The sequence below is a fragment of the Streptomyces sp. NPDC054841 genome (genome assembly GCF_053611045.1).
Genome location: NZ_JBSGZO010000062.1, coordinates 7,407 through 28,228, shown reverse-complemented (window position 1 = coordinate 28,228; position 20,822 = coordinate 7,407). Strand labels below are relative to the sequence as shown.

14 protein-coding genes, 3 tRNA genes and 2 pseudogenes are annotated in these 20,822 nt (G+C 70.6%); 7 read left to right on the top strand and 12 right to left on the bottom strand.

What is annotated here, in order from left to right; genetic code table 11:
• From ACWGI8_RS12030 to ACWGI8_RS12015, 4 genes and pseudogenes are all read right to left on the bottom strand, one after another.
• A pseudogene (locus tag ACWGI8_RS12030) lies at positions 1-196 on the bottom strand (nucleotide sugar dehydrogenase); the annotation flags it as partial.
• A 74-nt stretch (positions 197-270) separates the two neighbouring features.
• Positions 271-1,695, bottom strand: a complete 1,425-nt coding sequence (locus ACWGI8_RS12025) for an MFS transporter (protein WP_453660151.1) — start codon at positions 1,693-1,695, stop codon at positions 271-273.
• On the bottom strand, positions 1,688-3,541 hold the full coding sequence (locus ACWGI8_RS12020; RefSeq protein ID WP_453660149.1) for an NAD-dependent epimerase/dehydratase family protein: 1,854 nt from the start codon (positions 3,539-3,541) through the stop codon (positions 1,688-1,690). Before ACWGI8_RS12020 ends, ACWGI8_RS12025 begins: the two co-directional genes overlap by 8 nt.
• A gap of 115 nt (positions 3,542-3,656) precedes the next feature.
• Positions 3,657-4,451 carry a phytanoyl-CoA dioxygenase family protein gene (locus ACWGI8_RS12015; protein ID WP_453660147.1) on the bottom strand — a complete coding sequence of 265 codons (795 nt, stop codon included), beginning with the start codon at positions 4,449-4,451 and terminating at the stop codon, positions 3,657-3,659.
• A gap of 480 nt (positions 4,452-4,931) precedes the next feature.
• On the opposite strand from ACWGI8_RS12015, the gene ACWGI8_RS12010 reads away from it, so the two are divergent.
• The gene (locus ACWGI8_RS12010) at positions 4,932-5,552 is read left to right on the top strand and encodes a hypothetical protein (RefSeq protein WP_453660146.1); all 621 of its coding nucleotides are present in this window, start codon (positions 4,932-4,934) and stop codon (positions 5,550-5,552) included.
• A 470-nt stretch (positions 5,553-6,022) separates the two neighbouring features.
• A pseudogene (locus tag ACWGI8_RS12005) lies at positions 6,023-6,175 on the top strand (IS630 family transposase); the annotation flags it as partial.
• A 193-nt stretch (positions 6,176-6,368) separates the two neighbouring features.
• On the opposite strand, the gene ACWGI8_RS12000 reads toward ACWGI8_RS12005, so the two are convergent.
• The 3 genes from ACWGI8_RS12000 to ACWGI8_RS11990 form a co-directional block, all read right to left on the bottom strand.
• Positions 6,369-6,442 (bottom strand) — tRNA-Ile (locus tag ACWGI8_RS12000).
• 177 nt (positions 6,443-6,619) lie between these two features.
• Positions 6,620-6,692 (bottom strand) — tRNA-Asn (locus ACWGI8_RS11995).
• A gap of 5 nt (positions 6,693-6,697) precedes the next feature.
• A tRNA-Asn gene (locus ACWGI8_RS11990) sits at positions 6,698-6,770 on the bottom strand.
• 239 nt (positions 6,771-7,009) lie between these two features.
• On the opposite strand from ACWGI8_RS11990, the gene ACWGI8_RS11985 reads away from it, so the two are divergent.
• The 5 genes from ACWGI8_RS11985 (at position 7,010) to ACWGI8_RS11965 (ending at position 13,021) form a co-directional block, all read left to right on the top strand.
• Entirely contained in the window at positions 7,010-7,309 is a 300-nt protein-coding gene (locus ACWGI8_RS11985) for a YtxH domain-containing protein (protein ID WP_453660144.1), read from the top strand.
• A 206-nt stretch (positions 7,310-7,515) separates the two neighbouring features.
• Positions 7,516-8,955, top strand: a complete 1,440-nt coding sequence (locus ACWGI8_RS11980; RefSeq protein ID WP_453660142.1) for an FGGY family carbohydrate kinase — start codon at positions 7,516-7,518, stop codon at positions 8,953-8,955.
• Positions 8,956-9,076: 121 nt separating this feature from the next.
• Positions 9,077-10,810 carry an ABC transporter ATP-binding protein gene (locus ACWGI8_RS11975; RefSeq protein ID WP_453660141.1) on the top strand — a complete coding sequence of 578 codons (1,734 nt, stop codon included), beginning with the start codon at positions 9,077-9,079 and terminating at the stop codon, positions 10,808-10,810.
• On the top strand, positions 10,810-12,735 hold the full coding sequence (locus tag ACWGI8_RS11970) for an ABC transporter ATP-binding protein (RefSeq protein ID WP_453660139.1): 1,926 nt from the start codon (positions 10,810-10,812) through the stop codon (positions 12,733-12,735). Before ACWGI8_RS11975 ends, ACWGI8_RS11970 begins: the two co-directional genes overlap by 1 nt.
• Before the next feature lie 73 nt (positions 12,736-12,808).
• A complete protein-coding gene (locus tag ACWGI8_RS11965; protein WP_453660137.1) occupies positions 12,809-13,021 on the top strand; it encodes a hypothetical protein in 213 nt (70 codons plus the stop codon).
• Here the strand turns inward: ACWGI8_RS11965 and ACWGI8_RS11960 are convergent.
• The 5 genes from ACWGI8_RS11960 to ACWGI8_RS11940 all read right to left on the bottom strand — a co-directional run bounded on the left by ACWGI8_RS11960 (position 13,009) and on the right by ACWGI8_RS11940 (position 20,561).
• On the bottom strand, positions 13,009-14,241 hold the full coding sequence (locus tag ACWGI8_RS11960; RefSeq protein ID WP_453660135.1) for an RNA polymerase sigma factor: 1,233 nt from the start codon (positions 14,239-14,241) through the stop codon (positions 13,009-13,011). The two genes, ACWGI8_RS11965 and ACWGI8_RS11960, sit on opposite strands and share 13 nt — an antisense overlap.
• 411 nt (positions 14,242-14,652) lie before the next feature.
• Positions 14,653-16,551, bottom strand: coding sequence for a DNA primase (gene dnaG, locus ACWGI8_RS11955; RefSeq protein WP_453660134.1), 1,899 nt, complete (start codon positions 16,549-16,551; stop codon positions 14,653-14,655).
• Between the two features lie 216 nt (positions 16,552-16,767).
• Positions 16,768-18,036: an NAD(P)/FAD-dependent oxidoreductase gene (locus tag ACWGI8_RS11950; protein WP_453660133.1), complete on the bottom strand. Its 1,269-nt coding sequence runs from the start codon at positions 18,034-18,036 to the stop codon at positions 16,768-16,770.
• Between the two features lie 158 nt (positions 18,037-18,194).
• Positions 18,195-19,502, bottom strand: coding sequence for a deoxyguanosinetriphosphate triphosphohydrolase (locus tag ACWGI8_RS11945; RefSeq protein ID WP_453660131.1), 1,308 nt, complete (start codon positions 19,500-19,502; stop codon positions 18,195-18,197).
• A gap of 36 nt (positions 19,503-19,538) precedes the next feature.
• Positions 19,539-20,561, bottom strand: coding sequence for a sirohydrochlorin chelatase (locus tag ACWGI8_RS11940; protein WP_453660129.1), 1,023 nt, complete (start codon positions 20,559-20,561; stop codon positions 19,539-19,541).
• Positions 20,562-20,822: the final 261 nt, after the last annotated feature.

Here is a 20,822-nt window from a genome sequence, read left to right as displayed (position 1 = left end):
CCGTGAAGCCCTGGCCCCGCAGGCCGGCCACGGTGGCGTCGTCGATGTCGTCGATGTGCGAGACACCGTCGTTGAGCCGCGCCACGGTCGCGGCGTCACGGTCGAGCCCGACGACGGAGAGACCGGACCGGCCGGCTTCCACGGCGAGCGGCAGACCTACGTAACCGAGGCCTATTACGACAAGATCAGTGCGCACAACGTTCCCTTTCGAAAGGGTGAAGTACTGCTGGAGACAGGGAAAAGAGGGGGAGGGGGAGCCTCGGCAGAGGTTCAGTCGCTGCGGGCACGGACCGCCAGGAGGGCGACGAGCAGGGTCGGCAGGAGCAGCAGCGCAAACGCGGTCGCGTAGCCGCCGGGGGTGCTGACGCCCGCGGCCAGGCAGGCATTGAGGACGGCCGTGGTGAGTGCCAGGACGACTACCTGTCCGAGGTTCATGTTGGTCTGCATGGCGCTGGTGGTGTGGCCCTGGTGTTCCGGGGCGCTGTGGGAAAGCGAGAGCACGGTGACACAGGGGTCGAGCAGGCCCATCCCGATCGCCGCGAGCGGCATGGCCACCGCGGCGGTAAGCGGCGGCAGACCCTGGAAGCTGCCCGCCACTGCGAAGCCGATGGAGGCCGTCATGATCAGGGCGCCCGCCGTGACGAGCCGGTGCCGGGCGACGTGCTGAAGCAACTTGCCCTGCATCCAGGAGGCCCCCGCCCACAGCACCGCGGAGGCGGTGAACGCCACCCCGACCGCGACTGCCGTGACCTGCCGCTCGGTGATCAGCATCAGCGGCACCAGGGCCTCGACGGTGAAGTACGTGCCAGAGGTCAGCCCCCGGAGCAGCACCGCGGTCGGCAGTCCCCGGGCGCTGCGCCACGTCCCCTTGGGCAGCAGTCGCGGCGCGAACACCACCAAGAGTATGACGCCGACGACGACGAAGAGGAGATGGTGGGCATCCCACTCCGACACCCCGTACTGGCCGAGCGCCGCGCCCAGGCTGAGCAGCGCCGCAATGAGCAGCGGCGGCCGGGCGGCGCGCTCCTCGGCGGACGGCGCGTCGACGGGCGGCTTCCCGGTACCGGCCGCACTTCCCGCCGGGGCACCGCGCAGGACCACCACCAGGGCGAGCGCCGGAAGCGCGGTCAGGGCGACAAGTCCGTAGAAGACCGTGCGCCATGACCACATTTCGGCGACCACACCGGCCAGCGGCGGACCGGCCAGGGACGGGATGATCCAGCTGGTGCTCATCATCGCGAGCATCCTGGGCCGGAGGTACTCCGGGTACGACTGGCCGATCGCGGTGGTCACCGACACCGCGACCATGCCCGCCGCGAGACCGTCCACGAACCGGCCGGCCGCCAGTTGCCAGACGGACACGCTGGACGCCGAGACGAGCAGCGTCACCACGGAGAGCACCATGCCGAGGGCCAGCGGGCGGCGGGCCCCGGACCGGTCAGCCCAGTGCCCGCCGAGCACCCCGCCGAGCAGGCTAGCGGCCACGAAACAGCCCGCCACCATGGGGAACAGGGACACCCCGTCAAGCTCCCGGGTGGCCGTCGGCAGCGTGGGCACCACGGCCAGCGCGGCGAACCCGGTCAGGAACATGACCACGGTGAACGTCGTAGTCGCGGCGGCGTACTGCCTGGAGAAGATGCCCGGCTCCGCGCTCCCCCGCTCCCGGAGAGCCTGCTGCTTCCCGGCCTCAGGCATCGGCGTCCCCCCGCGGTACGCCGGTCACGCCGGGGATGTCGTCGTGGGTGTCGCAGGCCAGCCACTGGGCCTGCGCCCGCGCCCCGTTGCGTACCGGCGCCGAGGGCCGCCAGTCGGTGTCCGCCGTGATCAGCGCGGTGGTCATGAGCGGCGTGTACGGTCCGTCGGCCCCGGTGGCCCGCTCCCAGGGGGTACGCCGTGCTGTCTCGGCCGCGAGCTCGGCGAACTCGTTCTCGTCGTAGCGCTCGGACGCCACGTTGTAGATCGGCGCCCGGACCGGCCCGGCGAGCACGGCGGCGAGCGCATCGGCAAGATCACGGTGGTCGGCCACCTGGTGCAGACGCCCCTCGATGAGCGTCATCGGACGGCGCGTCCACGCCTGAAGCATCCACGTGGCGAGCACCCCCCGCAGCGGGGCGTGCGGCCCCACCTGCTCGGCCAGGCGCACGACCTGCACCGGGGTGCCGGTCTGAGCACCCCAGCGCCGGCACGCCTCCTCGCCGTCCCACCACGCACCGGCCCGAGCGTCGTCCGGCCGCGCAGACAGCGCGTCTTCCGCGCACGCGGCACCGCCCGCGCCCCGGTACACGGCCGCCGAACTCACATGAATCAGCCGCCGTACACTCAGCTTCCCGGCATCGGCAAGCATGTCGGTCACGGGGCCGACGCCGCCGTCCGGATCACCGAGGTGGATCACGGCGTCCACACCGCTGCGCGCCCCGGCACTGAGCCGCCCGACGTACTGCGCACCGCAGCCCGCATCGGTGAGCAGCCGCGCCAGCTGCTCGCCGAAGGCCTCGCCGCCCCCGGTGACCAGGACGCCCGCGGCTTTGGGGGAAACGGTCTCGCCCCGGTCTGGCCGGGCTGCCCGCCCGGACTCAAAGGCGGCCAGCGCAAGCTCTCTGACCTCCGGAATCATCGACAGCAGCTCGGCGCCGGTGTACTCCTCGCACAGCCCGCCGGGCCCGAGCGAGTCCATCACCGCCGCTGCCGTCTCCGGGTCGGGGTCCCGCGGAGTCAGCCCGGCGTACACGGACCCCGTCGCGAAGGCCGTGAGCCACACCTGCCGCCGCACGGCCTCAGGCAGCCCGGGCTGCCCCGCCGCGGCGAAGTCCGTGTCACAGCGTTCGGCCAGCCCGATACGGCGCAGGTACCGGTCGGTGTCCAGACACTCCCAGCGCCCACCGAGCCGCACCGCGCTCCTGGCCTCCCCGTATTGAAAGAACGGCACGACGTCGAACGACGCACAGTCGTACGACGTGACCTCGACCGCCTTCTGTGAGAAGAGAGTTGCCCGCCGCCACCCGTGCTTGCTGTTGCCCGCGAGGCTGGGCACGTCGTCATGGTCGACCGTGCAGGGCACGGCCAGCCGCACCGGCATTCCCAGTGCCTTCAGATAACGCTGGATGACGACGTCGTACGGCCAGCCGTCGCCGTGCCGGGCCGCGAACTTCTCGTATCCCCGGGCTACTTCGGCCGGAAGCATCAGCGCGAGAGACGGAACATGCTCGTCGATCGCGTATGCCCACTGCGTACCTGTGAGCCCAGCCAGCCGCACCACACCGCTGTTTCGGCCCTCCCACCCCTCGTAGAAGGCGACCGCCTCGCCCGGAACAGCGGCAGCGGCCTTCTCCACGTATCCAAAGAATTCATCGGCGAGCAGAACATCGTCCTGGAAGACAATGTGGTGTGTCGCCGATTCCCCGACACAACTCCAGGACAGATTCGCGGTACGCAGTGCGGTGGGCGGCCCCGAGGGATCCGGGTCCACGACGACGCGAATGCGCCCCTGCGGGTCTTTCGCCGCAATTTCCCCGGCGGCGGAAATCCTCCGGGGGTGGGTCATCACAGCACCTGTCAGCGTGACAGCGTTCACGGCTTGCCTTTCTGGCCGTTCGGGCGTGGGGGGATGTCTGCACGGGGCGGTGGGCGGCGCGCGGGGCGCACCCCTGCCGGACCGGTCAGTTCTCGGCCGCGCCCGGGTTGCGGACCTGCCGGACGTTCTCGTTGAGTCCGTGGTCCGCGCCCTGTTCCCGCTCCAGCCGGATCATGGCGGCGGGACGGTAGTTGAGGATGTACGCCCGGCGGTTGCCGCCCGTGGTGTTGCCGCGCGAGTAGTGCAGCGTGGACCCGGAGTGCGCGACAGCCGACCCGGCCGGCAGCGGCACCGGCGTCGCGCCCGCCTCGCCCTCCGAGCAGTCGCACTCGATGTTCTTGCCGTCGCTGGTGGGGCGGTGCGGTCGCAGCGGCTGCCGGTGGGAACCCTTGCCGTACCACATGCAGCCGTTGTCGAGATCGGCATCGTCGAGCGCCACCCAGATCGACACGGCACGGTGGTCGGGCATGTCGACCCAGTAGGCCGCGTCCTGGTGCCAGGGCGTGGGGACGCCGGTGTGCGGCGCCTTGTGGATCATCATGTCGAAGTCGAGTTCCGCGTCGTCACCGATGAGCTCGCGGGCCACCGCAAGGGCCTTTTCGTGCAGCGGAAGTTCCCGCAGCGGCGGATAGAGCGCCGAAGGCCACATGATCTGCGTGATGTTCTCCCGCACGCCCTCTTTGCGCGGCACGTGCGAACCGAGGTCCGATCGCTTGTCTCCGGACTCGATGTCGCCACTCAGGAGACGATCGTAAATGTCCCTGTACACCGCGAGTTCTCCAGGAGCAATAACCTCCCCCACCACGGCGAATCCATCCTCGGCGAACTTCTGCACAACACCGGAAACCACCTGAGTAGTCACTCTCGGCAAACCCTTCATTGCTTCATCGAATCTCCGGTCACCTTTCGCGCAGCGCAAATACGCACGGCACGAAACGGGCCGGAATGCATCGATATACCGACGGGAAACAGCCCGATACCCCCGCGAGGCTGGTCTAGACCTGATGCGGCTGCACGGGAGACTATGCAGCGCCTCAACTAGGGTCAAGATCGACATCGAGACATCAAGATCCAGCCCAACCAGCGGAGTTGAGTCGCCCACCTGGCAGGCATCACCGCTGGTCAGACGCCGTGATGGCGCACCTCTCCGCACCCTCCACCCGATTTCTCGCCATTGCCATGGTGACGACGGGCAGGAATGATCACCTCAGCCACGGGCGTGAGTTGACCTTCAGCGCGCCCCTTCGCCACACCGAGGCTCCAGGGCGGACGACCCGCGCGCCGCCAACTCCCCACTTCTCTTCTGCGAGTCGACGCCACCGTCCCCCGCACATCGACCGTCCACACCGGAGAAAACCCCATGACCGACCGCATCTTGCCCGTGCACGCAGCCGTACGCCGCAACCCCTACGCGTACATGCTGAACGACACCGAACTCACCGAGCTGCTGACCGAGCTTGGCAACCGCCGGGCCGAAAGCATCCTCCGCAACCACACCGCCGCCCCCGGAAAAGCCCCGCGCGGCCCCTACCCCCGCCTCGCCATGGGCTTCGTCGTCCTTGACCCGACGGCCGAGGCCCGGACCGGCCACGCTGACGCTGTCCTCGGCGCCGTCACCGTCGGCGACCAAGCCCGTCAGTTCCTTCCGAAGGCCGCCGCCAAGGCTGCCGCCCACCGCCGCCTCGGCCACAACAACGGAACTTCCGTCCACACCGACCCCCACCTGCTCGGCACCGGCGCCTTCCGCTACGGTCACTCTGCCGAGGTGCGCGGCCTGATCGTCGCCGCCAGCTCCCAGTCCACTGACCAGGACCTGTACGAAGCGTCCCGGCTCGCCGCCGAACTCGTCGAGGAGATCGCGGCCCGCCACCGTGACTACGAATGGCGCCGCGGCGAGACGGACTGGCTGTCGGCCGACGAGCAGCCGCTGGACCTGCACAACGAGATGGTCGACTGGTTCCCGGGCGGGGAGGGGGTCTGAGCGGGCGAAACCCGCGACAGCCGTGGTCGCGGGATCGCAGAGCGGCAAGCCACAGCCCTATCACCGTCTGGGCGCCACGAGAGCCTCTCCGCCTCGCGGCGGACCACCGGAGACCCACAGTACCCGCTACGATTTTCGGCACATTTACTGAAAGATCCGTATCAGAATCGGTCGAGGGTTCCGCGTTGGTTCATCGGCGGCCTCCCGGGAGGGCACGAAGGAGTTCCCGCAAAGGGTCGCGGCCGTACACGTTCACGCCCCGCCCGCTGGCCCCCGGCGACCCCGAGCCCGGGCCGCCAGCCGAGACCACCCTCGCTGCAGCCGTCCCCGCACAGATGACCGGCACCACCGCGCCCGCGTAGCGATTCCGGAACCGACACCCCAACCACGTTGCGCAGGCTGGCCAGCAAGGGAATCTGATCATGCGCGAGGCCTGCGCACCACCGGACGTGGGGCCGGGTGGACTGCGGTCCCGACTCGCATTGGAGCGGGACGACGACGCCGTGGCCCGGGTGGGTCAAGGAGGTGTGGCCCTGCCCAGAAGACTCGCGGCGGCCCGTGGAGCCTGGCTCGTCCTCGAGGACCAAGCCGGATTCTCCATGACGCCGCCGCAGGCGACGACCGGCTGCCCCCTGCGATCACATATCAACCCATGCGGGATCTACCAGGCATGCATTGCATTTCGGACACCCTGTGTCCACTGACCGTCCACTGGATCTTGGTCGGAGAGGTCAACGCGGGTCGCCACGGCATCCATGGCGACCCAAGCTGTCGCGTTTCCGCAGGTCACATCGTTTCTGCACCTGCGGCGCTCGGTGGGGCGGGTGGGACTCGAACCCACGGCCGACGGATTATGAGTCCGCTGCTCTAACCGGCTGAGCTACCGCCCCTCACGGCGCGTCGCGCACATTTGTGCGCGCCGTCTGCCGCAGCATAGCCGCTCATACGATCTCCTGCTTCGGATGGTCGGCGACGCTACGACCTTGAGGACCTCGCCGCCGCCTGCCCGGTTCCATGAAGAGGGGATTACATGGAAAAAGGACCCCGAGGGGTCCTTTTCACCACTGCTCCCCCGACTGGACTCGAACCAGTAACCCTCCGGTTAACAGCCGAATGCTCTGCCAATTGAGCTACAGGGGATCGCGCTCCCCCGACTGGACTCGAACCAGTAACCTGCCGGTTAACAGCCGGCTGCTCTGCCAATTGAGCTACAGGGGATTGCTGCGTGTGCACCGAACGTACCTACCCCGGGCGTCCCGGGCGGCGCTCGCTCGCTGCGACACATACATTAGCGCAAGCAGGGGGGTGCTCCGCCAATCGGTTCCCCCGGTGACCTCGTGGTGAGCTCCGGATGCCCCTTCGGGTGATCAGGGGGTCCTGCGGGTAGGCGGGCAGCACAGCCTCATGGTCCGTATCGACACCGGCGTCCGTGACGACGCCGGCGAAGGGTGGCAGCCATGCGCTACCGGCTTACGTTCATCGCCGGGCTTGCCCTGGGCTACGTGCTCGGCACCCGCGCCGGGCGCGAGCGTTACGAGCAGCTGAAGAAGTCCGCACGGGAGTTCGCCCAGAATCCGGCCGTGCGCAATGCGGCCGAGTCCGCCGCGCAGACGAGTCGCGAGGTGGCCGGGAAGGCGTACCACGTCGTGAGCGACAAGGTCGGGGACCGGATGCCCGACTCGGTGGCCGAACGGGTGCGGTCGCTGCGCGAGCGGAGCCAGGGCGCCGAGGACGACTGGGGCACGAGCAACACCTAGCCCCCGGTTCTTGCGCCCTTCCGGTGGTTCTTGCGTCCTTTCCGGCCGGACTGGACGCAAGAGCCGGCCCTGGGTCCGGACCCGGCCCCGGACCCGGCTCCACGGCCCCCGGCCGGGTCCGTCGTGGCCCCCCGCCCGCCGCCCACGCCGATGCGTGAGCCGGTCCGCGCGTGACCTCGGCCCCGCGTGCGGCAGAATCTGATGACATGGGGATAGTCGCCGGGCTGGACAGTTCGTCCGCATTCACTCGCATCGTCGTCTGCGACACGGACACGGGCGCCGTGCTGCGCCAGGGATACGCACCGCATCCCGTCGAGGCGAAAGCCACCGACGTCGATCCGCAGGCGTGGCTGCTGTCGCTGGGTGAGGCGGCGGCCGGGGGGCTGCTGGAAGGCGTGCAGGCCATCGGTGTGTCCGCGCAGCAGTACGGGCTGGTGCCGCTGGACGCGGCGGGCGCGCCGGTGCGGACCGCGCTGGTCGGGAACGACAAACGGGCGCAGGTCGCGGCGGCGGATCTGATCGAGGCGTTCGGCGGGCGGCAGGCATGGGCCGAGGCCGTCGGCTGCGTACCGCAGTCCGGACTGCCCGTGGCGAAGCTGCGCTGGCTGGCGCGCACCGAGCCGGAGGCGGCCAGGCGCACCGCGCTGGTGATGCAGCCCCACGACTGGCTGGTGTGGCAGCTGCTGGGCAGGCCCGCGCGCAGGACGACGGACCGGGGTGCGGCGTCCGCGACCGGGTACTGGTCGGCGCGTACGGGCTCGTACCGGCCGGATCTGGTTGAGCTGGCGCTCGGTCACCAGGCCGCGCTGCCCGAGGTGCTGGGTCCTTCCGATGCCGCCGGGACGACGCCGGAGGGACTGCTGATCTCCGCGGGCACCGGCGAGACGATGGCCGCCGCGTTCGGCCTGGGTCTCGGGACCGGGGACGCGGTGGTGTCGCTGGGGGCCTCCGGGTCCGTGATGGCCGTGCACCACGAGGCGCTGGCCGATCCGTCGGGGATGATCACGTCCTTCGCCGATGCGACCGGTATGCACCTGCCGGTCGTGCACACGCTCAATGCCGTACGGGTCCTGCGCGGCACTGCCGAGATGCTCGGCACCGAGGACCTGGCCGAACTGTCCGCGCTGGCCCTGAAGTCCACCCCCGGCGCCTCCGGTCTGGTGCTGCTCCCCTATCTGGAGGGCGAGCGCACCCCGCATCTGCCGCACACCGCGGGCACCCTCAGCGGGCTGCGGCGCGAGTCGATGAAGCCCGAGCATCTCGCGCGGGCGGCGTTCGAAGGCATGCTGTGCTCGCTCGCCGACGCACTGGACGTACTGCGCGGGCGGGGCGTGGACGTACGACGGGTGTTCCTGCTGGGGCAGGCCGCCGAACTCCCCGCCGTACAGGCCGCGGCGCCCTCGATCTTCGGCGCGCAGGTCGTCGTACCGCAGCCCGCCGACTACGCGGCGCTCGGAGCGGCCCGGCAGGCCGCCTGGGCGCTCGGTGTGGCGCAGGGCACGCTCGCCCCGCACAGCCCGCCGGCCTGGCAGGGCGCGGCTGCGCAGGTGTTCGAGCCGGGTGAGGAGCTGGCGGTGGGGCAGGCGGTGCGGCAGCAGTACACCGCGACGCGCGAGCAGCTCCACCCGGGGGCGTTCAACGTCTGACCGTCGTCGCACGCGCGTTCTTGACCGGGCCTTGGCGAAATCCCTTGGGCAGAGGGTGGTCGAGTGTCGGAGTATTGGGGCCGACCCCACGACTTGACGCCGACCTGAGAGACAGCCGCGCGTGCTCATACGACTCCTCCGGACGTTCCTCCATCCGTACCGACAACCGATCGCCCTGCTGGTGGCGTTGCAACTGCTGCAGACCGGCGCCACCCTCTATCTGCCCACGCTGAACGCCGACATCATTGACAACGGTGTCGTAAATGGAGATACCGGCTACATCCTGACATTCGGCGCTCTCATGATCGGCGTCAGCGTGGTCCAGGTTGTGTGCAACATCGGGGCCGTGTACTACGGCGCCCGCACCGCCGCCGCGCTCGGCCGGGACGTCCGGGCCGCCGTCTTCGAGCGGGTGCAGTCGTTCTCGGCCCGCGAGGTCGGGCATTTCGGTGCGCCGTCCCTCATCACCCGGACGACCAACGACGTCCAGCAGGTCCAGATGCTGGTGCTGATGGCGTTCACCTTGATGGTCTCCGCGCCGATCATGTGCGTGGGTGGCATCGCCATGGCACTCAGTCTCGATGTGCCGTTGTCCGCGGTACTGCTCGCGGTGGTTCCGGTGCTGGGCATCGCCGTGTCGCTGATCGTGCGGAAGATGCGGCCGCTGTTCCGGACCATGCAGGAACGGCTCGACACGGTGAACCGCGTGCTGCGCGAGCAGATCACCGGCAACCGGGTGATCAGGGCCTTCGTGAAGGACACGTACGAGCAGGACCGGTTCCGCGGCGCGAACACCGAGCTGACGGACGTGGGCCTGTCGACCGGCCGGCTGATGGCGCTGATGTTCCCGGTCGTCATGACGGTGGTGAACGTGTCGAGCATCGCGGTCGTCTGGTTCGGCGCCCACCGTATCGACAGCGGCGGCATGCAGATCGGCGCGCTCACCGCGTTCCTCGCCTATCTGATGCAGATCGTCATGGCGGTCATGATGGCCACCTTCATGTTCATGATGGTGCCGCGCGCCGAGGTCTGCGCCGAGCGCATCGAGGAGGTCCTGGCGACGGAGTCCAGCGTCGTGCCGCCGGTCTCTCCCGTACGTGAACTCGCGCGCCGCGGTCATCTCGAGGTGCGGGGTGCGGACTTCCGCTACCCCGGCGCCGAGGAGTCCGTACTGCGCGATGTGGACCTGGTCGCCACGCCCGGCGAGACGACCGCGATCATCGGGTCGACGGGCAGCGGCAAGTCGACCCTGCTCGGGCTCGTCCCGCGACTGTTCGACGTCACCGGAGGCGAGGTTCTCGTCGACGGCGTGGACGTACGGGAGCTGGAGCCGGCGCTGATGGCGCGGACCGTCGGGCTCGTCCCGCAGAAGCCGTACCTCTTCTCCGGGACCGTCGCGACGAATCTGCGGTACGGGAACCCCGACGCGACCGACGAGGAGCTGTGGCACGCGCTGGAAGTGGCGCAGGCCGCCGACTTCGTACGCGAGCTGGAAGGCGGGCTGAACGCGCTCGTCGCGCAGGGCGGCACCAATGTGTCCGGCGGACAGCGGCAGCGGCTCGCGATCGCGCGGACGCTGGTGCAGCGGCCGGAGATCTATCTCTTCGACGACTCGTTCTCGGCGCTGGACTACGCGACGGACGCCGCGCTGCGCGGGGCGCTGTCGCTGGAGACGGCCGAATCGACCGTCGTGATCGTCGCCCAGCGCGTGTCGACGATCCGGGACGCCGACCGGATCGTGGTCCTCGACGAGGGGCGTGTGGTGGGAACCGGCCGCCATCACGAGCTGATGGCGGGCAACGAGACGTACCGGGAGATCGTGCTCTCCCAGCTGACCGAGGCGGAGGCTGCCTGATGGCCGGTCCTGGCGGACGCATGATGATGGGCCAGTCCGGTGAGCGGTCCATGGACTTCAAGGGCTCGGGCAAACGACTGCTTCGGCAGCTCGCCCCGGAGCGGGTCACGCTCTGGGTGATGCTCGCGGCCGGTGTGCTGAGCGTGGCGCTGTCGGTGGTCGGGCCCTGGATCCTGGGCAAAGCGACCGACCTGGTCTTCGCCGGGGTCGTCGGCCGCGAGATACCGAGCGGCACGACGAAGGAGCAGGCCATCGAGGGCCTGCGGAAGCAGGGCGACGGGGGACTCGCCGACATGCTCTCCGGGGTGGACTTCACCCCCGGGCACGGCATCGACTTCACCGCGGTCGGGAACGTGCTGCTGGTGGCGCTCGCCGTGTACGTGGCGGCCGGGCTGCTGATGCTGGTGTCGACACGTATGTCGATCCGGGTGATCAACAGCACCATGTTCCGGATGCGTGAGGACGTACAGGCGAAGCTGTCGCGGCTGCCGCTGTCGTACTTCGACAGGGCCAAGCGCGGCGAGGTGCTGAGCCGCGCGACGAACGACATCGACAACATCTCGCAGACCATGCAGCAGTCGATGGGTCAGCTGATCAACTCGGCTCTGACGATCGTCGGTGTGCTGGCGATGATGTTCTGGATCTCGCCGCTGCTGGCGCTGGTCGCGCTCGTGACCGTGCCGCTGTCGGTCGTCGTGGCGACGAGGGTCGGCAAGCGCTCGCAGCCGCAGTTCGTGCAGCAGTGGAAGTCCACGGGCCGGCTCAACGCCCATGTCGAGGAGATGTACACCGGCCATGCGCTGGTGAAGGTCTTCGGGCGGCAGGACGAGTCCGCGAAGGAGTTCGCCGAGCAGAACGAGGCGCTGTACGAGGCCGGTTTCCGGGCGCAGTTCAACAGCGGGGTCATGCAGCCGCTGATGTTCTTCATATCGAACCTGAACTACGTCCTGGTGGCCGTGGTGGGCGGGCTGCGGGTCGCGTCCGGCACCCTGTCCATCGGCGATGTCCAGGCCTTCATCCAGTACTCGCGGCAGTTCTCGATGCCGCTGACACAGGTCGCGTCGATGGCGAACCTGGTGCAGTCCGGCGTCGCCTCCGCCGAGCGGATCTTCGAGCTGCTCGACGCTGACGAGCAGGCGCCCGACCCGGTGGTCGGAGCCCGTCCGGGGGAGCTGAGCGGAGCGGTCGCGCTGGAGAAGGTGTCGTTCCGCTACGACCCGGAGAAGCCCCTCATCGAGGATCTGTCGCTGCAGGTCGAGCCGGGACAGACGGTCGCGATCGTCGGGCCGACGGGCGCGGGCAAGACCACGCTCGTGAATCTGCTGATGCGGTTCTACGAGGTCACGGGCGGCCGGATCACCCTCGACGGCGTCGATGTCGCGACGATGTCGCGGGACGAACTGCGGTCCGGGATCGGGATGGTGCTGCAGGACACGTGGCTGTTCGGCGGGACGATCGCCGAGAACATCGCGTACGGGACCTCGCGTGAGGTCACGCGCGAGGAGATCGAGGAGGCGGCACGGGCGGCCCATGCCCACCGCTTCATCCGGACCCTTCCGGACGGGTACGACACCGTCATCGACGACGACGGCTCGGGCGTCAGCGCGGGCGAGAAGCAGCTGATCACCATCGCGCGGGCGTTCCTGTCCGACCCGGTGATCCTGGTGCTCGACGAGGCGACCAGCTCGGTCGACACCCGTACCGAGGTGCTGATCCAGAAGGCGATGGCGCGGCTCGCCCATGGCCGTACGTCGTTCGTGATCGCGCACCGGCTCTCCACGATCCGGGACGCGGACGTGATCTTGGTGATGGAGAATGGCTCCATCGTCGAACAGGGCACGCATGACGAGCTGTTGCTGGCGAATGGTGCGTACGCGCGCCTGTACTCCGCGCAGTTCGCCCAGGCCGTGGCCGAGGTCGACTGACGCACGACGACCGACAACGTCCTACGGGGAACGCCGGGGACGACGGGGAACGACGGAGAAACGGGGAGACCGGATGAAGAAGCAGGCAGGCACGGGGGTGGCGCTCGGGATCCCGCTGGGCATGGCCCTCGGGGTCCCGATCGGGTTCGCCTTCGACAACCTGGGACTGGGCATCGGGATGGGCATGTGCCTGGGCGTCGCTTTCGGAGCGAGCTACGAAGCGCGGAACAAGCGCGACGCACAGCCGTCCGACGGCGACGGCGACGGCGACGCTCAGTCCAGGTAGCCGCGCAGCTGGTCCGCGAAGGCGTGGTCCCGCAGCTTGTTGAGGGTCTTGGACTCGATCTGGCGGATGCGTTCGCGCGTCACGCCGAAGATCCGTCCGATCTCCTCCAGGGTGCGGGGCCGCCCGTCGGCCAGTCCGTACCGGAGCTGGACGACCTTGCGCTCGCGCTCTCCGAGGGTGGAGAGCACCGCCTCCAGGTGCTCGCGCAGCAGGAGGAACGCCGCCGATTCGACGGGGGAAGCGGCGTCGCCGTCCTCGATGAGGTCGCCGAGTGCGACGTCGTCCTCCTCGCCGACGGGTGCGTGCAGGGACACCGGTTCCTGCGCGAGCCGCAGCACTTCGCCGACCCGCTCGGGCGCGAGGTCGAGCTGGGCGGCGACCTCTTCGGCGCTCGGTTCGTAGCCGCGCTCCTGGAGCATGCGGCGCTGGACCCGGACAACCCGGTTGATGAGTTCGACGACATGGACGGGGACGCGGATGGTCCGGGCCTGGTCGGCGAGGGCCCGGGACATGGCCTGGCGGATCCACCAGGTCGCGTACGTCGAGAACTTGTAGCCGCGCGCGTAGTCGAACTTCTCGACCGCGCGTATCAGGCCGAGGTTGCCCTCCTGGACGAGGTCGAGCATGGTCAGCCCGCGGCCGACGTACCGCTTGGCGACGGAGACGACGAGGCGGAGGTTGGCCTCGATGAGGCGGCGCTTGGCCATCCGGCCCATGACGACGAGCTTGTCGAGATCGAGGGCGAGCTGGGAGTCCAGATCCGGGGCGTTGCTCAGCTTCGCCTCGGCGAACAGGCCCGCTTCGACGCGTCGGGCGAGATCCACTTCCTCGACTGCGGTGAGGAGAGGGATCCGGCCGATCTCCCTGAGGTACTGACGGAAGAGGTCGGACGAGGGACTGGCGCCCTGCTCGACCCGGGCCACCGGCTCGGGTGGCTCGGGGATGTCCGGAACCTCTGCTTCGGGGACCGGGGACTCGCCGGCCTCGGGATGGTGCGCTGCCCGGCTCTGCGGCGGAACGGCCGTGATCGGATCGGCTTCTGTCAGGGTCCGGGTCTGCACGGGGGCGACCTCCACGTTGGGCGCTGCCGGTTCGGGGGCAGGCGGCAGCGGGACGGGGACGGCGGCCGGGCCGCTGTCCGTCCCGTACACGATGAGCGGATCCGCGGGGGTGAGTGGCCCACCTGTCGTGGGCCGGCCGCGCTCCGAGGACTCAGGCACCGCACCCCAGTGTGGGGTACGACACATCACTGCCACGAGGGGCGTGCGGTGACTTTTTGAGTCCGGTCCGTGACCGGTCGGTTACGGGGCCGGGGCTCACGAGGCGGCCGGGGGTCCGGGGGTCGCCCCGGGGACAGCACAGCGAGGCCGGTCCGTGACCGGTCGGTTACGGGGCCGGGGCTCACGAGGCGGCCGGGGGTCCGGGGGTCGCCCCCGGGACAGCACAGCGAGGCCGGTCCGTGACCGGGCGGTTACGGGGCCGGGGCTTACGAGGCGGCGGGGGCGATTTCAGCCCGTCCGGCGTTTGAGGACGGACACCCCGGCTGCGCCGACGGGAACCGGCACGTTTCCAGGCCCCGGCGGGGACGGGGGCGGGGGCCCCGGCGGGGCGGGGGCTCAGGCCCCCGGTGCTCAGAGTGCCTCCGCGCCCCGGTTCCGGAGCGACTGGCCGTACTGCTGGAGCACCCACAGCTCGTTCTGGACGGCTGCGAGGTGCTCCGGGTCGGCATGCGCGCCGAGCCGCGCCAGAGTGCCCTGGACGTCGCGGATGCGGCGGTCGACCGCGCGGAGGCGGACCTGTACGAGCTGGAAGCCCGCGTAGGTCTCGTCGACGGTGCGCGAGTGCACCGCCTCCACCGCGAGCTCGGTGATCATCGCGCGGACGGTGTCGTTGGGCGCGGCGTCGCGGACCCTGGCCAGATAGCCGGGTGCGTCGGGGACGCCCTGCTCGGCGCCGCCCGCTTCGGTGATGGCCTGGCGTACGGCGGCGTACGGCGGTGCGGTGAACTCGTCGTCCCCGTACGCGTCGAACGCCGGCGAGACCAGCGCGGGGTGCTGGAGGGCGAGCTTCAGCAGCTCGCGCTCGGTGCGGTGGGCGGGACTGCGGAGATTGAGCGCGGGGCCGCTGGGCTGCGCGGCGGGGCGCCCGGTGTCGTACGAAGGTGCCTGGCGCGCGGGCGCCGGACCCTGGCCGCCGCGATCCCGCGCCCAGCGCGCGAGCTGGGCGACGCGCTTGACCACGAACTGGGTGTCGAGGATGCCGAGGAGCCCGGCGAGCTGGACGGCGACCTCGTGCTGCGACGCGCTGTTCTTGATCCGGGCGACGATCGGCGCGGCCTCGTCCAGCGCGGCGGCCCGGCCGACCGGGGTCTCCAGGTCGTAGTTCTTCACGATCTGGCGGATCGCGAACTCGAAGAGCTGGTTGCGCGGCTCCGCCAGTTCACGTACGGCCTCGTCGCCCTTGGCGAGGCGCAGCTCGCACGGGTCCATGCCGTCCGGTGCGACCGCGATGAACGTCTCGGCGGCGAACTTCTGGTCGTCCTCGAAGGCCCTGAGCGCGGCTTTCTGTCCGGCCGCGTCACCGTCGAAGGTGAAGATCACCTTTGCGCTGCCGTTGTCCATCAGCAGCCGGCGGAGGATCTTGATGTGGTCGCCGCCGAAGGCGGTGCCACAGGTCGCGATCGCGGTCGTCACGCCGGCGAGATGGCAGGCCATCACGTCCGTGTATCCCTCGACGACGACGGCGCGACTGGACTTGGCGATCTCCTTCTTCGCCAGGTCGATGCCGTACAGCACCTGGGACTTCTTGTAGATCGCCGTGTCCGGGGTGTTCAGGTACTTCGGGCCGTTGTCGTCGTCGCGGAGCTTGCGCGCGCCGAAGCCGACGACGTCGCCCGAGATATCGCGGATCGGCCACATCAGCCGGCCGCGGAAGCGGTCGATGGGGCCGCGGCGGCCCTCCTGGGACAGCCCCGAGAGGACGAGTTCCTTGTCGGAGAAGCCCTTTCCGCGGAGAAAGCGGGTCAGGTGGTCCCAGCCGGCCGGGCTGTATCCCACGCCGAAGTGCTGGGCCGCGGCCTGGTCGAAGCCGCGCTCGGCGAGGAACTTCCGGCCGATCTCGGCCTCCGCGCTGTCGAGCTGCTCCACATAGAACTGGGCCGCGACCTGGTGGGCCTCGACGAGGCGGATGCGCTCGCCGCGCTGGTGGCTCGGGTTGTAACCGCCCTCCTCGTACCGCAGCGTGATCCCGGCCTTGGCGGCGAGCCGTTCGACGGCCTCGGAGAACGACAGATGGTCGACCTTCATCACGAAGGTGAGGGTGTCCCCGCCCTCCTGGCAGCCGAAGCAGTGGAAGAGGCCCTTGCTCGGACTGACCTGGAAGGAGGGGGACTTCTCGTCGTGGAAGGGACACAGACCCTTGAGGTTGCCGCCGCCCGCGTTGCGCAGCTGGAGGTATTCGGACACGACGGAGTCGATCGGGACCGCGTCCCGTACCGCCTTCACGTCGTCATCGTTGATCCTGCCTGCCACGCGAGGATTCTACGGGCCGGGGGTCCGGGGGGTGGCCCCCGGGAGACGCAGCACGGGCCGGGGTCCGGGGGGTGGCCCCCGCGAGACGCAGCACGGGACCGGGAGTCCGAGGGTGGCCCCCCGCGAGACGCAGCACGGGACCGGGAGTCCGAGGGTGGCCCCCCGCGAGACGCAGCACGGGACCGGGAGTCCGGCGGTGGCCCCCCGCGAGATGCGCTACGGGGCCGGTGTGACAGCACTCAGCGGAGTGGCCGGGTTGGCCAGGGCGTCGGTGTCCACGGGCGCGCCGGAGCGGATGAGGCCCTGGATGTCCTCCGTCACATCCCACACGTTCACATTCATCCCGGCCAGTACCTTGCGGTCCTTCAGCCAGAAGGCGATGAACTCGCGCTTGCCCACATCGCCGCGGAGCACGACCTGGTCGTACGAGCCGGGCGGCGCCCAGCCCGAGTACTCCATGCCGAGGTCGTACTGGTCGGAGAAGAAGTACGGGATCCGGTCGTAGGAGACCTCCTTGCCGAGCATGGCGCGGGCTGCGGCCGGGCCGCCGTTCAGCGCGTTGGCCCAGTGTTCGACGCGGAGGCGGATGCCGAGGAGCGGGTGGTGGACGGCGGCGACGTCGCCCGCCGCGTAGATGTCGGGGTCGGAGGTGCGCAGCGACGCGTCGACGGCGACGCCGCCCCCGTGGGCACGGTCGACGAGGGCGAGTCCCGCGGTTTCGGCGAGTCCGGTGCGCGGCGCCGCGCCGATCGCGGCGAGGACGCTGTGGGCGGGGTGCTCGTCACCGTCGTCCGTGCGGGCGGCGAGGACCATTCCGTCCTGGCCGGTGATCTCGGTGAGGCGGACGCCGAAGCGGAAGCGGACGCCGTGCTCGCGGTGCAGGTCGGCGAAGATCTGGCCCAGCTCGGGGCCGATGACCTGGTGCAGCGGGGTGGGCTCCGGCTCGACGATCGTGACCTCGGCGCCGTAGCCACGGGCGGCGGCCGCGACCTCCAGGCCGATCCAGCCGGCTCCGGCGATCAGCAGATGGCCGTTGTCACGGCCGAGTGTGGCGAGAACTTGCCGTAGCCGGTCCGCGTGGGCGAGGCGGCGCAGATGGTGGACGCCCGCCAGGCCCGTACCGGGGATGTCGAGGCGGCGCGGCTCGGCACCGGTGGCGAGCAGCAGCTTGTCGTAGTTGACCGTGGTGCCGTCGCCGAGGCGTACGGACCGGCTCTCGCGGTCGATGGCGGTGACGGGCTGGCCGAGGTGGAGCTCGACGTCGTTCTGGGCGTACCAGGCCGGCTCGTGGACGAAGACGCTGTCGCGCTCCTCCTTGCCGGACAGATAGCCCTTGGAGAGGGGCGGGCGTTCGTAAGGGTGGTCGCGTTCGTCACCGATCAGGATCACCCGGCCGGTGAACCCCTCGGCGCGGAGGGTCTCCGCCGCCTTGGCCCCGGCGAGTCCCCCGCCCACGATGACGAAAGTCCGATGCGCGTCGACCACTTGATGCCTCCTTGTTTACTGCCGGGGGTCCAAGGGCTGTCACCCCGGATAACACAGCACGCTACGCCGACTGGCTGCGAGCGTCCCGCACGGAGCGTGATGGCGGAAGAGGGGGACCTGGGTGGGCGTGTCGGTTCCGGCCGTTCCGCCGGGGGGGATCACGGCCTGCGCAGTGCCAGCCGGGCGTGCAGGGTGCGGGCCGAGTCGTCCGTGAGGGACGCGATCTGGTCGACGATGACCCGCTTACGGGCGCGGTCGTCGGCCGCGGCCTCGAACATGGCGCGGAACTGCGGGTCCAGGCCCTCCGGTGCGCGGGCGACGAGCGCGTCGGCGAGCTCGGCGACGACGATGCGCTGGTCCGCGCGGAGCGCCTCCTGCTCGGCGCGCTGCATCACATAGCGGTCCGCGACCGCCTTGAGGACGGCGCACTCCAGATGGGCCTCGTGCGGGACGACGAGCTCGGCGGCGTACCGGGTGAGCCGGCCGGTGCCGTACGCCTGCCGGGTGGCGCCCTCGGCGGCCAGGCAGAACCGGCCGATCAGCTGGCTGGTCGCGTCCTTGAGGCGGGCCTGGGCGACGGCGGAGCCGTCGTAGCCGTGCGGCCACCACTCCTGGTCGACGAGGCGGTCCAGGGCGTCGGCCAGCTCCTGCGGATCCGTGTCCTCGGCGACGTAGCGTCCGATGGCCACCGTCCAGATCTCGCTCCGCTCGGCCTCGGAGAAGAGCATGTTCGGATCGATGTGGCCGGCGTGCAGGCCGTCCTCGAAGTCGTGGACCGAGTAGGCCACGTCGTCGGACCAGTCCATGACCTGCGCCTCGAAGCACTTGCGGTGGGCCGGGGCGCCTTCCCTGACCCATTCGAAGACCGGCAGGTCGTCCTCGTACACCCCGAATTTCGGCGAACCGGGGTCGGTGGGATGTCCGCCGCGCGCCCAGGGGTACTTGGTCGCGGCGTCGAGGGCCGCGCGGGTGAGGTTGAGGCCGACGCTGATCAGCTCGCCGGACGCCCCGGAGTGGACGAAGCGCTTGGGCTCGATGCGGGTGAGCAGCCGGAGCGACTGGGCGTTGCCCTCGAAGCCGCCGCAGTCCTTGGCGACGTCGTTGAGGGCCTGCTCGCCGTTGTGCCCGAACGGCGGGTGGCCCATGTCGTGGGCGAGGCAGGCGGTCTCGACCAGATCGGGGTCGCAGCCGAGCGCCGCTCCCAGTTCCCGGCCGACCTGGGCGCATTCCAGGGAGTGCGTCAGCCGCGTACGCGGACTGGGGTCCCAGGCCGCGCTGCGCGAGCCGGGCGTCACCACCTGGGTCTTGCCGGCGAGCCGGCGCAGTGCCGCGGAGTGCAGCACGCGCGCGCGGTCGCGCTGGAAGGCCGTGCGGCCGGGGCGCTTGTCCGGCTCGGCGGCCCAGCGCGCGGTGGCGGCGTCGTCGTAGTCGCAGGGGTCGGTGGTGGTGCCCGTGGTGCCTTCCATGCTCCTGACGGTAACCGCAGTCGCCGACAGCGTGGCTCAGGCGGTGACCAGTTGGCGCCTGCCGCCCACGGACGGCGCGGCCTGCGCCTCGTCGTAGCGATGCAGCACGAGCCGCGCGAGCGCGGGGTGGGCGCCGATGGGCGCGGCGGCGGTCCACGGGGCGGCGGCCGCGGCGTCCGTGGCGAACCGCCCGGGGGCGGTGAAGTAGGAGGCGACCGCCGTCCGGTGCCGACCACGTGCGGCCAGCGCGCGCAGTGCCTCGGGAACGCTGGGCGAGACGGCGGAGGAGGCGTAGGCCGGGACGACGGGCACCCCGCCGAGGCGCTCGCCCAGCATCGCGGCGGTGAGGCGGGCGTCCGCGGCCGACTCGGGATCGCGCGAACCGGCCGCGGCGAGCACCACCCCGGCGCTGCGGCTGATGCCGTCCGCGGTGCGCCACCCCGCTTCGACGAGGCGGGCGTACAGCGCCTCGACGAGCAGCGGATGCGGGCCGAGCGGCGGGGCGATCCGGGCACGCAGTCGCGGCGCGTCGGCGACGGCGGCGGGAATGTCCTGCTTCACGTGGTAGCCGCGGCCGAGCAGCAGCGGTACGAGCACGGCCTCGCGGTCGCCGAGGGCGGCGAGGGTGTCGGGCAGCAGCGGTTCGTCGAGCTCGATGTGCCCGAGCCGTACGTCGAGACCGGGTCGCAGCTCCCGGACCCGGTCGAGCAGCCTGCTGACGGTGTGCAGGGCGCGCGGGTCCCGGCTGCCGTGGGCGACGGCGACGAGGGTGGGGGCAGGGCCTGCGGCAAAGTCCGCGGCGAGGTCCGGGGCGAGCTGCGCGGCCGGGGGCCGGTGGGTGGCGGGCGGCGGGGGACTCGGGGTCTGTCCGGAGCCGGCTATGAACGGGTCTGCGGTGCTTTCACGGGAAGAAGTCATAGGTCTGCGCACTCCGTTGAGCTGGACATGACTGAGCTGTGCCCCGAGCTGCGCGGTGATGCGGGTGAGCAGTTGCGCGGTGGTGTCGAGGGGCGGCGTGTTCGGGGCCAGGGACTCGCGAGGGTGTGCCGACTCCGTCATGAACCGATCCTGGCGGGCGCAGGTTGCGGCCTCGTTGCGCAGGAGTGACGGGTGTTTTCCACGCCCTCACCGGCTCGAGGGCGGCGTTGTCAGCCCCGCCGGCCGCCGGACCGCGGACATTCGATCGTGCCCCGGGCCGGGCGACGTGTCCGGGTGGGCCGGAGGCCGGGCCGGGCGACGTGTCCGGGTGGGCCGGAGGCCGGGCCGGGCGACGTGTCCGGGTGGGCCGGAGGCCGGGCCGGGCGACGTGTCCGGGTGGGC